Origin of the sequence: Tolypothrix sp. PCC 7601, assembly GCF_025677855.1 — a bacterium.
Lineage (GTDB): Bacteria > Cyanobacteriota > Cyanobacteriia > Cyanobacteriales > Nostocaceae > Aulosira > Aulosira diplosiphon.
Window position 1 is genome coordinate 8,929,499 of record NZ_CP064879.1, and the last position, 15,528, is coordinate 8,945,026.

At 39.5% G+C, this 15,528-nt stretch carries 10 protein-coding genes; 4 read left to right on the forward strand and 6 right to left on the reverse strand.

Going from position 1 to position 15,528, the window contains the following annotated elements; genetic code table 11:
- The first annotated feature begins 1 nt into the window (after nt 1).
- From HG267_RS36195 to HG267_RS36205, 3 genes are read left to right on the forward strand one after another with little or no spacing between them, the layout of a single operon-like run.
- Complete coding sequence (locus HG267_RS36195) at nt 2-1,294, forward strand: colanic acid biosynthesis glycosyltransferase WcaL (RefSeq protein ID WP_045873888.1); 1,293 nt, start codon at nt 2-4, stop codon at nt 1,292-1,294.
- A gap of 9 nt (nt 1,295-1,303) precedes the next feature.
- Nucleotides 1,304-2,593: a glycosyltransferase gene (locus tag HG267_RS36200; protein WP_045873887.1), complete on the forward strand. Its 1,290-nt coding sequence runs from the start codon at nt 1,304-1,306 to the stop codon at nt 2,591-2,593.
- Between the two features lie 23 nt (nt 2,594-2,616).
- The gene (locus HG267_RS36205; protein WP_045873886.1) at nt 2,617-3,666 is read left to right on the forward strand and encodes a glycosyltransferase family 2 protein; all 1,050 of its coding nucleotides are present in this window, start codon (nt 2,617-2,619) and stop codon (nt 3,664-3,666) included.
- 8 nt (nt 3,667-3,674) lie between these two features.
- Here the strand turns inward: HG267_RS36205 and HG267_RS36210 are convergent, their stop codons facing one another.
- From HG267_RS36210 to HG267_RS36230, 5 genes are all read right to left on the reverse strand, one after another.
- Nucleotides 3,675-5,048, reverse strand: a complete 1,374-nt coding sequence (locus HG267_RS36210; RefSeq protein ID WP_045873885.1) for an alkaline phosphatase family protein — start codon at nt 5,046-5,048, stop codon at nt 3,675-3,677.
- Between the two features lie 15 nt (nt 5,049-5,063).
- Nucleotides 5,064-6,290, reverse strand: a complete 1,227-nt coding sequence (gene eboE, locus HG267_RS36215; RefSeq protein ID WP_096621662.1) for a metabolite traffic protein EboE — start codon at nt 6,288-6,290, stop codon at nt 5,064-5,066.
- 205 nt (nt 6,291-6,495) lie between these two features.
- Complete coding sequence (gene eboC / locus HG267_RS36220) at nt 6,496-7,602, reverse strand: UbiA-like protein EboC (protein ID WP_317891622.1); 1,107 nt, start codon at nt 7,600-7,602, stop codon at nt 6,496-6,498.
- Nucleotides 7,603-7,618: 16 nt separating this feature from the next.
- Nucleotides 7,619-8,527: a TatD family hydrolase gene (locus tag HG267_RS36225; RefSeq protein WP_071989474.1), complete on the reverse strand. Its 909-nt coding sequence runs from the start codon at nt 8,525-8,527 to the stop codon at nt 7,619-7,621.
- 127 nt (nt 8,528-8,654) lie between these two features.
- On the reverse strand, nt 8,655-9,536 hold the full coding sequence (locus HG267_RS36230) for an EboA family metabolite traffic protein (RefSeq protein WP_045873980.1): 882 nt from the start codon (nt 9,534-9,536) through the stop codon (nt 8,655-8,657).
- Nucleotides 9,537-10,064: 528 nt separating this feature from the next.
- Here HG267_RS36230 and HG267_RS36235 point away from each other — a divergent pair.
- Entirely contained in the window at nt 10,065-11,270 is a 1,206-nt protein-coding gene (locus HG267_RS36235) for a 3-dehydroquinate synthase (RefSeq protein ID WP_045873883.1), read from the forward strand.
- 590 nt (nt 11,271-11,860) lie between these two features.
- Here the strand turns inward: HG267_RS36235 and HG267_RS36240 are convergent.
- A complete protein-coding gene (locus HG267_RS36240) occupies nt 11,861-15,430 on the reverse strand; it encodes an alpha/beta fold hydrolase (RefSeq protein WP_045873882.1) in 3,570 nt (1,189 codons plus the stop codon).
- Between the last annotated feature and the right edge of the window lie 98 nt (nt 15,431-15,528).

Genomic DNA, 15,528 nt, shown 5'->3' on the forward strand with positions numbered 1-15,528 from the left:
CATGAAGGTAGCATTTATTCTTTGGCGATTTCCGGCTTTGTCTGAGGCATTTATTTTAAATCAAATTACGGGGTTAATTGATCGGGGGCATGAGGTACATATTTATCCTGTGAATGGATTACCTAAAAATTATACGGGGAAGATGCATCCCATTGTTGAGGAATATAAGTTGATGGATTGTGCTTATTTTCCTCCGCTTGTGCCTGAGAATATTACTTGGCGATTTTTTCAAGGTATTGGGTTACTACTGCAAAATATGCATCGAGGTTCTTGGAAAAGTTTGCGGTTTTTTCAACCTGGAAAGTATCACTATGAGGTGGCAAATTTAAAAACCTTTTATCGCCTGGTGCCGTTTCTGGCAGATGGTAAATATGATATTATTCACTGTCAATTTGGTACTTTATCACCAATTGCCCTGGCGTATCGGGAGGCGGGGATAATTTCTGGTAAATTAATTACGACTTTTCGCGGTATTGATATTAGTAAGTATGTGCAGGAGAATGGTGCAAATGTTTATGATCAACTGTTTCGCGAAGGAGAATTTTTCTTAGCCAACTGCAAATTTTTTGGCGATCGCGCCATTAATTTAGGCTGTAATCCTGATAAAATGGTGGTGCATGGCTCTGGTTTAGATTGTAAAAAATTCGCTTTTAAACCGCGTTATTTTCCTAGCAATGGCAAAGTGCAGATTGCGACAACGGGAAGATTGGTAGAAAAGAAAGGTATTGAATATGCGATTCGTGCAGTTGCGAAAATAGCTGAGATTCACCCTCATATTGAATATCAAATTATTGGGGATGGGGAATTAAAGCCACATTTTGAACAACTAATTGCTGAATTAAATATCGGTCATATTGTCAAATTGTTGGGATGGAAACAACAAAAAGAGATTGTCGAAATTCTCGATAATGCTCATATTTTTATTGCGCCGAGTGTAACGGCTGCTGATGGGAATCAAGATGCGCCAGTGAATACCCTAAAAGAAGCGATGGCGATGGGTTTACCTGTGATTAGTACCCTACATGGCGGGATTCCAGAGTTAGTTGCAGATGGGGTTTCTGGCTTTTTAGTTCCCGAACGAGATGCAGATGCGATCGCTTCTAAATTATCCTATTTAATTGAGCATCCACAATTATGGGGAAAAATGGGTAAAGCTGGACGTGCCCGTGTGGAAGAAAAATATGATATGAATAAGCTCAATGATGAATTAGTCGCCATTTATCAACAAATGCTGCAGCCAGAATTACCGCCACAAAATCTGCAACAGCCAACTAAAGAATTAACTCACATCTAATATAAAATTATGAAAGTTGCCTTTTTTGTAGCACATTTCCCGGTGCTATCTGAGCCGTTTATTTTAAATCAAATTGTTGGCACAATAGAACGGGGACATGATGTTGATATTTATTCTCTGGATGGTTTTCCTCAAGATTTATCAAAATTACACCCAGCAGTTGAAAAATATCATCTCATTGAACGGACAATTTACGCTCACTCTCGCCCAAATAATCAGTTATGGCGCTGGGTAAAAGGTTTAAGTTTACTGTTGCTCAACTTTTACAAAAATCCTGGTGTTTGTCTCCAGTTACTTAATACTTCTCGCTATGTTAGCCAAGCCAAATCATTAAAAATGCTCTATCGAGCGTTACCATTTTTAGAAAAGAAATCTTACGACATCATTCACTGTCAATTTAGCACCTTAGGCGTATTTGGTGTGTGGTTTCGCCAGCTAGGTTTAATTGAAGGTAAATTAATTTCCACCTTTCGCGGTTCAGATATTAGCAAGTTTCTCCCTAAATGGGGGGAACAGGTTTATCAGGAATTATTTCAAGAAACAGATTTCTTTTTAGCTAACTGTGAATTTTTCAAAAATAAAGCAGTTGCTTTGGGTTGTGATGCTAATAAAATTCATGTCCACGGTTCAGGAATTGATTGTAGTAAATTCTTTTTTAAAGAACGTGTAATTCCCCACGATGGAATTATCCGCATTGCTACTACTGGACGTTTAGTAGAGAAAAAAGGCATTGAATATGTAATTAAAGCTATCGCTCAAGTAGCTAAATATCACCCTCATCTTGAATATAATATTATTGGGGATGGGGAATTAAAAGAAGATTTACAAAAACTAATTGCTGAATTAAATTTGCAGCAGATTGTCAAATTATTAGGCTGGAAACAGCAAAAAGAAATTGTCGAAATTCTCAATCAATGCCATATTTTTGTAGCGCCTAGCGTCACGGGTAAAGATGGGAATCAAGATGCGCCAGTGAATACGTTAAAAGAAGCGATGGCGATGGGTTTACCTGTGATTAGTACGCTACATGGCGGGATTCCAGAGTTAGTTGCAGATGGGGTTTCGGGGTTTTTGGTTCCCGAACGAGATGCAAATGCGATCGCCTCTAAATTATCCTACTTAATTGAGCATCCAGAATTGTGGGTAAAAATGGGTAAAGCTGGACGTGCGCGTGTAGAAGAAAAATACGACATGGATAAGCTAAATGATGAATTAGTCGCCATTTATCAACAGCTTTTACAAGGTGAATTAACCACAGAAAATCTGATAGAGAAGTCATTAATTACATCTCAATATTAATTATTCAAAAGGAGTCATCAACAATGCCATCACCAATCGTTACTTTAGTTGTTGTACCCCGTGAGCGTTTTAGCTGTACGCAAGCATCATTAGAAAGCATTTACGAAAATACAACTATTCCTTTTAAATTAGTTTATGTTGATGGAAATTCGCCACATAAAGTCCATCAATATTTAGAAACCAAGGCACAAGAAAAGAATTTTACCTTAATTAGCACAGATTATTATCTTTCTCCCAACCATGCACGAAATATCGGTTTAAGCTATGTAGATACTAAATATTTAGTATTCATTGATAATGATGTCATCGTTTCTCCTGGTTGGTTAGCAGCCTTAGTTAATTGTGCAGAAACCACAGGCGCAACCGTTGTCGGCCCTTTAATGTGCGAAAAGCAACCTATACATCAAAGAGTACATTTTGCCGGGGGAGAAAGTCACATTGTCATTGATATTAAAGGCAGAAGACATCTGCGTGAGAAAATGTATAAACAAGGTCATCAAGTACCAGAATTACTTCCCCAACTGCGGCGAACGGAAACCGAATTGGCAGAGTTTCATTGCACTTTAGTTCGTACAGAAATATTTGCAGAAATCGGCTATTTAGATGAAGAGATGCTCAACACTAAAGAACACCTAGATTTTTGTATGACTGTCAGACAGGCAGGTGGTAAAATTTATTTTGAACCTGAAAGTTTAGTAACTTATGTACCAGGGCCTCCTCTAGAATGGAGTGATTTACACTTTTATATGCTGCGGTGGAGTGATGCTTGGACTTTAGGCAGTTTACAACGTCTCCGCAGCAAATGGAATTTATCCGAAGATGGCTATTTCCAAACCAAATACAAAAAATTAGGTGTGAGAAGAGTAGCGACAATTATTAAACCTTTTGTACGTTTAGTTAGCTTCGGGAATGAGAATAAGCGGCTAAAAAGATTATTGAAAAAATTAGATAGAAAATTCAATCGATTTCTCACTGACCGTTACACCAAAATACTACCGCAACGTAAACTTACATTACCATCTCATATACCCCAGCCTCAGGTATCTTGTGGGAAGCCCTACGCAAAGGTTTGACAAGATATTTACATTGTTAAATGCTGGAGAATCAAAGAACAAACATCTGTTGCAGGAATTACGTTTTCATTCATGAGGTGAGTTTGATGGCTAATAAACATCGGCCCCTCGCTGGGAGAAGTACTCACACAACCGTGAGAACCACGCACTAAAGAAGCATCAACAGGAATGACATCCATCAAGTAGCGAAAACCTAATTTTTTCTGCAACAGCTTAGAAGCAATTTTGAGTTGAGGAAATTTTAGCTGCGGATCAAGGAAAAGCTCTACAGGATCGTAACCTGGCTTGCGGTGAATATCCACAGTTCTAGCAAAATCAGGTGCTTTAGCATCATCTAGCCAGTAGTAATAGGTAAACCAAGCATCAGATTGTGCGATCGCAACTAACTCCCCAGAACGAGGATGATTAAGATGGTAAGCTTTTTTCCCTTCTTCATCCAATACCTGCGCTACCCCTGCAGTTGACTCTAGCAAATCGCGCACTTTGGGAATATACGCCGGATCGTTAACATATACATGAGCTACCTGATGATCAGCGACAGCAAAAGCAATACTAGCACCTGGATCGAGTAATTCTCGCCCTAACTCTTCTCTAACAGCAATTAAACCATGTTTCCTGAGTATACGGTTCAAATCTACCGCCTGAGATACTGGGGTAATGCCATATTCTGAAAGAATAATTACTTGAGTATTTCTGGCTTGATAATAATTAATTAAATCACCACAAACAGCATCAATTTCTTGTAAATCTTTTTGGATTTGCTGTTTATCTTGACCGAATTTTTGTAAACAATAATCTAAATGTGGCAAATATACTAATGTTAATGTCGGGCTATAGCGTTCCTCAACCCACTGAGCAGAATTAGCAATCCATTGACTAGAAATAATTGATGTATTCGGCCCCCAAAAATTAAACAGTGGAAACTGACCTAAATCTGATTGAATTGACTCACGAATATTGGCAGGATATGTATAAATATCAGGTAACTTTCTGCCATCTGCGGGATACATGGGGCGCGGAGTAATCGCATAATCTGCAGCAGAATACATGTTGTACCACCAAAAAAGGTTAGCACAAGTAAAATTAGGGTCAATAGATTTAGCCATTTCCCAAATTTTAGGAGACTGGACTAATTTATTAGACTGTCGCCAGAATTTAATTTCACAATCATCACGAAAATACCAACCATTAGCAACAATGCCATGTTCATCAGGTAATTTTCCCGTTAAATAAGTAGCTTGAACAGAACAAGTTACAGCAGGTAATACTGGCGTAATTGGTACTACTTGACCTTTAGCAGCCCAAGCAGATAAAAATGGCGTATTTTCTCCCAGTAAACTAGGTGTTAAGCCGACAACATTAAGAACAACTGTTTTCTGCATAAATTTAATATCCTATTAATTACCAGAAAAATTTGTTAATACCCACTCATATTCTCGCTGAATAGAAGTGAGCAAATCTATTTTCATTGCTGATGGCAATACATCCCATGTATAAGTCTCAATCTCCAGATGTTGACAAGCATGATTTTGCTGCAACAAATGTAAAATTGTCACAATATCATCTTGTGTAGACTGCAAAATTTGATAATCACGAATGAAAATTGGCACATGAAAATGAGTGCGCCATTCTTCAGCTTGCGATTGCTGCAGTTGCGGTAAAGCCGTCATTAAATCAGGATAATGATGTAGCGTTCCATCAGCACGACGTTCTATGACTTGGTGCAAATAAGTTGATTCAGCAAAAGGTTGTAAGCGCTCAACTATTAAACTGCGTTGCTCAACTTCAGATGGTATCTTTACTTGAATTGCAGCACTAATTTGCATCTTGCCAATTTTAATTCCTGCTGATGCCAAGCGTGCAAATACAGACTCAGGTTGCTCATATTCTACTGAAAAATGGCAAGTGTCATAGCAAATTCTTACATGGTCTAGCAATTTACTTGCCGCTAAACTATACTCAATATCTAATTGTTCAGCTAAATAATTACCAGCTATAGGCAATAACCAATTTTGATAAAATTCAATTACTTCTGAAGTATTTTCAATTAACCCATCAGGTTCAGGTTCTAAATCAATGTGCAATAACTTACCTGTAGTTTCCTGAATTCTCATCATTTCAGCAACAACTGCTGCAATATTCAGACAGCTAGTCTTGAAAACTATCTCCTTTTTTTCTTCTTTATCTGACCACCAAGGTTTATATGATAAAGGTAAAGTAGAAATTCCCCCATCTAAGCCATCAGGTAATAAAGCCGCTAAAATTGCTGTCAAATTTAATGTATACTCTACTCGTTCCTGATTTGACCAATCTGGTGCATAAACTTGGTCTTTAACAAATTGGCGATGAAATCCTCCGTAAGGAAAGCCATTTAAAGTGAAAACATATAAATCTTTTTCTGTTAGCCAAGCTTGAAACTGAGCTAAATTTTCACCTGCTAAAAGTTGCTTTGCGGCTGTATCTGCTAACCGTAAACCAATGCCAAAAGCTGCTTCAGGCGATAAACGAGATTTGAGTTCAGGAATATATTTTTTTAAATTGGCGAAAACTTCTGCCCAACTTTCACCAGGATGGATATTTGAGCAATAAGTTAGGTGAAAGTTGCTATTAGCGGTAATTTTCATAATACAAATACCTAGGTTTTAACATCTTTAATTTATTTGCGGTGCGTTGCGCTGCGCGACAACACACCCTACACGTGGAATTTTCATGAGATAAATACCTTTATTGTTATGTAAAAATATTTTTTCCGTAGGGTGTGTTACGCCGTAGGCTAACGCACCTTGCATTTTTAATTTATTTGTGGTGCGTTGCTACACTCCTGCAACTTCAAGTAACAGCAAACATTTTGGCGAATGACATAGAAATTGGTAGCAAAATTAATACTAATAAACCGTAAGTTAAACCAGTAAAACCAGCTGCAATGGTTGCATCTAAAATAATTAAAGACAACACACCAACTTTCACCGCATTGCGGATTTTTTCTGGTACTGGCTCACGCGCAGCTTGGATAAAATTAGGTAATACTCGCACCGCTAATAAAGCTGCGAATGGTAACGCTGCAATTACTGTATATTCTGCGAAAAAGCCTAAACTTAAAACTGCTGTCAATACTATTGCAATTAAAATTAACGCTACTATTCCCGTAATTCTTTTACCACCGTGAACTTCGCCTTGACTAATTGCGGTGATAGCGGCAATGTAAAGTACAGGAATGAGCGCTAAATACCAGCGTTCCCCAACCATAGCAGGTAAAGCACTGACACCCAATAACAAGTTACTACCACGGCACACACCCATATTTAAAGGGCCAAAAAAGGGATGATGCTTCCCTACAGAGTCATACAATAGCGCTGCGAAAGTAATGAATATAGCAATGGTGACACTCAACAAAGATACTTGAGCAGCCGCAAAAATTGCGATCGCAAATAATATCATCCCCAATAAAGCCGCATTCTCGCGAGACACACGTCCGCTAGGAATCGCTCTTGATGGGCGTTCTTGCTGATCTAATTCGGCATCAAAAACATCGTTAAAAACGATACCACCGCCATATAATCCCGTTGTAGCCAGCAACAACCAAGCTAAGGGAATTAAACCATCAGCCGTTGCTTGTCCATTAATTAATTGAGTAAAAATTACCCCAGAACCACAGGCCGCAAAACCAACTAAAATATCAGCCCAAGCAGTCACAATATTCGCCGGGCGCATCAACTCTAAATACCCGCGCCACTTGGGTAAATTTAAACTTGCAACAATATTCACTTGTGAGTCCTTAATTATTTGGTGTTTGTCATTAGGTAATTGGTAATGGGTAATTGGTAACGAGTAATGAGTAATGAGTAATGAGTAATGAGTAATGGCTATTCTCCCCTGCACCCCTGCTTCCTCTGCTCCCTCTTCTTCCTCATCCCCCTCATTTTCCTCTTCTCCCAATCCCAATCCCCAATCCCTACTCAATCAACACATAATCTGCAACAGACTTAATCCCCGGTTCTTGTCCCCGCAATACTGAGTTCCCGTTGAACATTTGACACTGGTCAGCAGATGGCGCATCTAGCCAGTCTGAAGCTTTCATTTGTCCTGTTTGACCGTAAGCTGCTAGGGCATTTTCATAGCAAACAGCTTGTACGTGTTTCTCCGGTATTCCTGTGTCTAACATTAACTGTGCTGTTTTCGGAACTGCTAAGGGATCGCTCACACCCCAATCGGCGCTACTATCTACAATGATGCGATTACTTCCATATTGACGAACAATGTCTGCCATCCTAGCGTTACCCATCTTAGTTTTAGGGTAAATTGTGAAAGCTGCCCAAAAACCTCGGTTTAAAACTTCTTCAACGGTTTCTTCGTTGTTGTGGTCAATAATTACTTGTGATGGATCTAGTCCATATTCAATGCAACGATCCATACTGCGGCTAGCCCCTGCTTTTTTATTACGATGAGGGGTATGAATCATTACCAGCATATCCAGTTCTTTAGCTAGGGCTAATTGTTCGCAAAAGTATTTATCTTCTGCTTCTGTCATGTCGTCATAGCCAATTTCCCCAATCGCCACCACACCTTCTTTACAAGCAAACAGTGGTAGCAATTCCATCACTTCTGCGGCTAAGGCTTCGTTGTTAGCTTCTTTGGGGTTGAGTCCGATAGTACAGTAATGTTGAATCCCAAATTGACTGGCGCGAAAGCGTTCCCACCCAACCAAGCTACTAAAGTAATCTTTAAAGGAACCAGCAGTTGTGCGGAGTTGTCCCAACCAGAAAGATGGCTCAATCACTGCGACAATACCATGTTCCCGCATGATCAGGTAATCATAGGTGGTACGGGAACACATATGAATGTGGGGATCGATAAACATCATAAATAGTTCAAAATTCCTAATTCAAAATGAATAACGCAGTATTAATCGCTGTACTGAGACTTGGCGTAACAGAGACGCGATTCATCGCGTCTCTACCCTGTGCCCATATTTTTTAGGGGGAAGCTTTTTATTTGCAGACTGTGACGCGATCGCGGCTAAAATTACTCCAAGTAAGTTCACCTTCGGCAATGGCTGAGTGCAAGTCTGGATAAAGAGATAGTAGTGCTTGTGCTTCTAATAAAGGGGATTGCGAACAAGCTAAGGCTGCTGCTTGTTTTTCGGCAATGCTGCCCTCTGCTAATACTTTGGCTAAATCTGCAATGATTGCATTATCGGCAAATTTTCCTACTGGCCGCCACAATTCTGGTGATACTGGACGTTTAGCAGCCCAACGTTCATGGGCATAGTTTACCAACATCCTTGCTAATTCAGAATTAGCACGTTGGTCTAGACCCCAAATTTGATGCAAAGGACTACCCACAAATAAAGCCTTCAGCACCATCTGATTCCAAGCAATATTATCTAAATAATTGGCTGGATAGGGGTTGTTAAGTGCGATCGCCTGGAATACATTAGTCATGTTACTGCGAATCCCTTCCGCCGCACGTTGGCGATGTAACTCTGGATGCGGCAGTAAAGGTAGACTTTGATACAGGGAAATCAACTCCCCCATATCCGCAACACTAAAAACCTTATCGAGCGATCGCAGATAATCTTCAGTGCGATCGTGGGGTAAAGCTAAAACTAAAAGTATTCTACCAGCTTGATCTACAGTCCAATTACCAGGCGACCAGCCAGGAACTAATTCATTAGCTGCTGCTAAGTCCTGGGATGTTAGCTGTAAATTCTTTTTACCCAGATAACGCGGTACAGCACTAAAAGAAGTATAAAATATCCTCTCAGGCGCACCGTTAGCAATCTGTATTTGCTTTTGTTCTAACCAAGCCAGTGCTTCCTGAGACACAGACTGTATTAGCCAATGATGTAACAACTGGTTGACATTACTCATGATTAATGCAAAATAATTCCTGAAGTTTTTTGTATGACAAACTAATTTCCAACTTTTTCCTACGTAAAAATATTTATTTAAGTCACTCGCAATAATCGCAATCATATTTTTTCTACTATAAGAAAATTACTGAGATGTATAAAAAAATTCATATCTAACTTTACTAAATCTATAAAAATCTGTAGAATTTAAATAAGATCATGTAAAGATAGGGCTATCAAGTGCTGATTTATAAGGGCAAATTATATAGAATAAGTCTACTCTAGAAATTTAATAATCTCCCTTAAGACGTACCTTTCAATAAAGGTTAAAGCCTAAAGCAAATTGCAGTCAGAATGTGAATGTTGCACAGATTTACCTAGGAAATTAAGCTAGTTACACTCACTTACTTAGTGAGAATCTATCTTCTATCAAGCATTTCAGTATTTCAGTACTGGAATGCCTTCTTAATGATGGAATCTGGGCAATTCCTAGCTACTAAAAAATCCCAACTTGGGATAGTAATACTTAAAAAATTATTCACTAAAGATGCTCATTACACACAAGCCTTCTACTAGCCTGCAAGCAATTCAGCAATCTGTCTGTGTTAACTTTAACTACGATGTTTACTTTAGCAATGGTCTGTTTCAATTAGACAATTCTTTACTAGCGCAAGTAATTGCCGCAGATGGAGAAATAACGGCAAAAAAAGTTCTAGCAATAGTAGATGGAGGACTGTTAAAACATCAGCATGGACTATTAAAACAAATATCAGTTTATGCAGATTTTTATTCAGATGTCATCAACTTAAGTGAGCCTCCAATCATCATTCCCGGTGGAGAAATAGTTAAGAACGAGCCAAGATTTGTAGAACAAATTCATCAGATGATTGATGCTGCTGGATTATGTCGCCACTCTTACGTATTAGCCATTGGGGGTGGAGCATTATTAGACATGGTAGGATACGCAGCAGCAACAGCGCACCGAGGGATTCGATTAATACGAGTACCGACCACAGTGTTAGCGCAAAACGATTCTGGTATAGGTGTAAAAAATGGCATCAATGCCTACGGTAAGAAAAACTTCCTCGGCACATTTATGCCACCTTATGCAGTATTGAATGACTTTGATTTTCTCACCAGTCTGAGCGATCGCGATTGGCGATCGGGCATTGCAGAGGCTGTGAAGGTAGCATTAATCAAAGATGCAGATTTCTTCGAGTTCATTATGCAATCTGCTGAGAAATTAGCTGCTCGTGATATGAGAGCTATGGAACAGGTAATTTATCGTTGCGCTCAATTGCATTTAGAACATATTGCCAATAGCGGTGATCCCTTTGAAAAAGGTTCATCCCGTCCCTTAGATTTTGGGCATTGGGCGGCTCATAAATTGGAAGACATCACCTACTACAAATTGCGTCACGGTGAAGCTGTGGCGATTGGTATAGCCTTAGATAGCACCTATTCCTATTTAACAGGACTACTATCGCAATCAGAATGGCAAAAGATTTTAGGCACACTGGAAACATTAGGCTTCACTTTGTACCTATCTGCATTAAGAGAGCAATTACATCAGCCAGAACATCCTCATTATTTATTTAGAGGACTGAGTGAGTTCCGTGAACACTTAGGTGGCAAATTAACAATTACCCTACTCCAAGCAATTGGGCAGAAAATAGAAGTTAATCAGGTAGATATCTCTGTTTATAAACAAGCTATATTGATGCTGCAAGATTGGGAACTTTCACACTCTTGAGCAACTATTAGGGTTTCTATATAGATTTCCGAAATACAAGTAGAGTGAGCATTACTCACTCTACTTTTTTATTATCACTAAATCTAATTGTCCTAATATTAACTGGCAAAATTGTAAATATCTTGAGTATATCAGCGTTATACAAATTTGAAAAAAGAATGCCACAGATTATAGGGGCAAGGCATTGCCCACCTGTGTCAACTTAAGCTAAAAGCTATATAGGGCGGGCGTTGTACAAATACCTCGCGCCCTCATCCCCTAACCCCTTCTCCCCCAGGAGAAGGGGAATTAAATCTCTTGCTCCCCTCTCCCGGCGGGAGAGGGGTTGGGGGTGAGGGCGAAAACCTAGCTACAAAGCGGGTTTCACGTTAAGTTGACACTAATGGGCATTGCCGTGCCCTGTAGAATATATTGATGTGTCGCAAACATTATTTGAATTGGTATTAATATTCCTCTATCGGTGGTTAATCCATCCTGATACAAAAATGGTAGAAAGTAAATTTACTTTCTACCAGCCTGAATTATATTTCTAATAAGCCTAATGCTTCATTCCATTAATTTCTAACAGCCAATAATTTTAAATTCATGGATTATGAAGCCTCTGCCATAGCTTTCTCAATACAAACCTTCATCTTTTCTGACAAAGATTGAACATAGGGTTCGTTAAAAATTGAGAAGTGGTTTCCTGGAACATGTTGGATATCCAAGCCACCTAAAGCCAATTCACCCCAACCCATGTTTGGATCTACCACACTTACAGGGCGTTCTTCTGCTCTAAATACAGTAACTCTACCCACATAAGCTTTGGGAACATATTCCTTAGCCGCTTGTTTGTTAAAATCTTTAATTTTTACTTGTTTGCGGTAGGCGTAAGGTAAGAAGCGGGAGATATTTAGGTAAGCTTTGAAACTTAATTTATTTAGCTTTCGTTTAACCATATAATCAATCCAACTGCACTTACCTTCTATTTGCTGAAGAATGTATTCAGGGCCAATTTCTATAAGGTTATCCCAATGGTGAGAAATGCGCTTCTGTGTAGGTATAGGCTTGATATTAGTCTGGAGACGAATGGTATTACTAGTATCAAATAAAGCTAACAAAGCAACCTTTTGACCTTGTGCAGCTAGCTGTCGAGCCATTTCCCAAACTACTAAGCCACCAAAAGAATAACCTCCTAAAAAATAAGGGCCTTGTGGTTGAATAGTTTGGATTTCTTTAATATAGTGAGCCGCCATTTTTTCAACACGGGTAAGGGGGGCTTTTTTACCATCCACGCCTATAGCTTGTAATGCATAAACTGGCTGGTCTGCACCAAGATAATTAGCAAAATCGCGATAGTAAAGCACACTTTCACCAGCACCATGAACACAAAATAAAGGTGGCTTATTACCGTTGGGTTGTAGTGGTACTAGTGATGAAGAAAGCAGCCATTCTCTTGTCTCTAAATTGGTTTGCTTTTCATCTACAATTTGTGAGGAATTTTCACCTTTAAAAACTTTGGATATAACTTTGCCAAAAAAGTCTTTAACTAAATATCTCGGTTGCTCAATATTTGCTTGTTTTTCAGTCTGTTTGTCGCGAATAAAATGAGCTAATTGCTCAATTGTTGGGGCTTGTAAAAGAATAGATAAAGGTAGAGTTTTGCCAAAAGTTTTTTCAATTTCAGCAAATAGCCTGACTGCAATTAGTGAATGTCCACCCAAATCAAAAAAGTTGTCTGTGATGCCAATTGGATGAATACCTAAGAAATTCTGCCAAATTTCTGTTAACTGAATTTGTAATGAGTCTTGTGGGGGAACAAATGTTTTTTCTATTTGAGTATTAGTTAGATTTTGAGAAATTTTGACTTGATGATCTAAACTTCCCAAAAACTGAATATTGCCATCACTTAAGTAGCGTCCTAAGTCACCAGTTTTGTAAAGATATGCTCCAGATTCGTTGCTAAAAGGATTAGGAATAAATTTCTCAGATGTTAACTCAGGAAGGTTGAAGTAGCCTTGAGTAATGCCGATACCGCTGATGTAGATTTCCCCAGTCACGCCGATGGGTAAAAGTTGCGATCGCTTGTCGAGGATGTAGACTTGGGTATTAGCGATCACTTTTCCTAAAAGAATTTCTGAGCGTGTTTCACTACAAACTAGATTGTCATTTGAGTGCAAAGAGATACTTGTTAATTCAGTATCTATACAGATAACTTTTGCCTGATACTCAGGAATGTTCTCAACTAAGGAACTTTGAGTTAAGAGAAAAGATACTTGAGCATCTGCTAAAATCTCAGCCCCAAGTGTAGGTGCGATCGCAACAGATGTGCCGCCAGCTTTTAAAATACCTAATAGCCCCACAATCGTTTCTAGGGAAGGTTCTAAATACAAACCGACATTTACCCCGGCTCCTACGCCTAAAGTTTGCAAATAGTGAGCTAGTTGATTTGCGCGCTGATTGAGTTCTTGATAGGTTAACTGCTGATTTGTAAAACTGACTGCAATATTATCGGGAGTTTGTTTAACTTGATTCTCAAAATACTGATGTATACAAATATCTTGGGGATAATCAGCTTGTTTGCCATGCCAATCAACTAATAATTGCTGTTCCCCGGCTGTTAACAGCGGTAATTCCGAAATCGGCTGATCTGGGTTAGCAACAATAGCTTCCAGTAAAGTTTTGTAGTGTCCCAGCATCCGTTCTACAGTACTGGTATCAAACATCTCGGCATTGTAATCAAATACCATGCCCAAACCATTATCCTGTTCCCGCAATACCAATGTCAGATCGTATTTGGTCTTGCCATGATAGATGTAGCCAAATAGAGAAGCGATCGTCAAATCAGGTAATTCTACCGCAGCCATACCACGACCATTTGACCAAGGCGGATTCAGGGAGAATTTTACTTGAAATAATGAGGAAGTATTACGGCTTTGTTGTTCTGGTTTAAGTTCTTCAATAAGTCTTTCAAAAGGTAAGTCTTGATGGCTATAAGCTTCTAAACAATCCTTACGTACTCGGTCTAATAATTCTCGGAAAGTGGGATTACCAGCTAAATTACTCCGCAGTACCAAAGTATTCGAGAAAAATCCAATCAGTCTTTCGGTTTCAACTTGTCCGCGTCCAGCACTAGCAAAGCTAACTAGTAAATCTTCTTGCCCAGAATAGCGATAAAGTAATAGCTCAAATACTGTTAGTAGCGTCATAAACAGGGTGGCTCCCCATTTTTGACTCAAGTCTGTCAACGCATGATTGAGCGCCTTGGGTAGTAACAAAGCAGCGCGATCGCCTCGGTAAGTTTGTGCTCCTTGGGGACGGGGATAATCGTAAGGTAAGTCTATGATTGGTAAATGGCCTTTTAGCTTTTGCTTCCAGTAGTTTACTTGTGACTCTAAAACCTCACCTTGCAGCCATTGATGTTGCCAATGAGTAAAATCAGCATACTGCACTGGTAAGGGTGGTAAAGGCGAAGGCTGGCCTGCTGACAGTGCTTTGTAGATGGTAGTAAAGTCTTGATAGAAAACATCAGAAGAAGCACCATCGCAAACTATACTGTGCATATTCCAAATCAGCAAATGTTCGCGATCGCTCAACCGCAGCAGCAGCACTCGCAAAACTGGCCCATTGGCTAAATCAAAGGGTTGATGAGCTTCTTTGGTTGCTAATATATGAGCTTCTGTCTCTTTTTGTTCCTCTGGTACTTGCTGTAAGTCAATAACTGGTAGCTTTAAGGAAACATCTGTGGCGATGACTTGAGTCGGCTTACCATTCACAGCCGGGAAAGTTGTCCGCAAAACTTCATGGCGACGGACAACTTCGCGCAAACTTTCCTCTAACACAGCAACATTGAGATTCCCCGTAAACCGCACCACAACGGGCATATTATTTGAGGAACTATTCGGTTCAAATTGATGCAGAAACCATAAGCGTTGCTGTCCAAAAGAAACCGGCAAATTACCAGTTCGCTCACAAGCGACAATTGGCGGAATTTTAGAAGTGGCGGTTGTGGTAACTTGGTGCAGAAAGTTGATGATTTCAGCTTTTTGCGTTTTTAACTCATTCAACAATTCTGGTGTCAGGCTGTCTTTTGCTGCGCGATAACGCAGGCGATCGCCCTCTAACCAAAGTTTGACATCGCGCTGACGTAGCTCAGATAGTAGTTCATCCAATGTTTTCATAAAACCTCGTGGAAAATGTGGCTGTATGGGGAATGGGTAATTGGTAATGGGTAATGGGGATTTCTCCCCTTCCCTCACCAAAGCTGATTAGCTATGGA

Bases quoted from the DNA above. Each gene is read 5' to 3' on its own strand.
- HG267_RS36195 (WP_045873888.1), top strand. From the start codon at position 2: ATGAAGGTAGCATTTATTCTTTGGCGATTTCCGGCTTTGTCTGAGGCA.
- HG267_RS36200 (WP_045873887.1), top strand. From the start codon at position 1,304: ATGAAAGTTGCCTTTTTTGTAGCACATTTCCCGGTGCTATCTGAGCCG.
- HG267_RS36205 (WP_045873886.1), top strand. From the start codon at position 2,617: ATGCCATCACCAATCGTTACTTTAGTTGTTGTACCCCGTGAGCGTTTT.
- HG267_RS36210 (WP_045873885.1), bottom strand. From the start codon at position 5,048: ATGCAGAAAACAGTTGTTCTTAATGTTGTCGGCTTAACACCTAGTTTA.
- eboE (WP_096621662.1), bottom strand. From the start codon at position 6,290: ATGAAAATTACCGCTAATAGCAACTTTCACCTAACTTATTGCTCAAAT.
- HG267_RS36225 (WP_071989474.1), bottom strand. From the start codon at position 8,527: ATGATGTTTATCGATCCCCACATTCATATGTGTTCCCGTACCACCTAT.
- HG267_RS36230 (WP_045873980.1), bottom strand. From the start codon at position 9,536: ATGAGTAATGTCAACCAGTTGTTACATCATTGGCTAATACAGTCTGTG.
- HG267_RS36235 (WP_045873883.1), top strand. From the start codon at position 10,065: ATGCTCATTACACACAAGCCTTCTACTAGCCTGCAAGCAATTCAGCAA.
- HG267_RS36240 (WP_045873882.1), bottom strand. From the start codon at position 15,430: ATGAAAACATTGGATGAACTACTATCTGAGCTACGTCAGCGCGATGTC.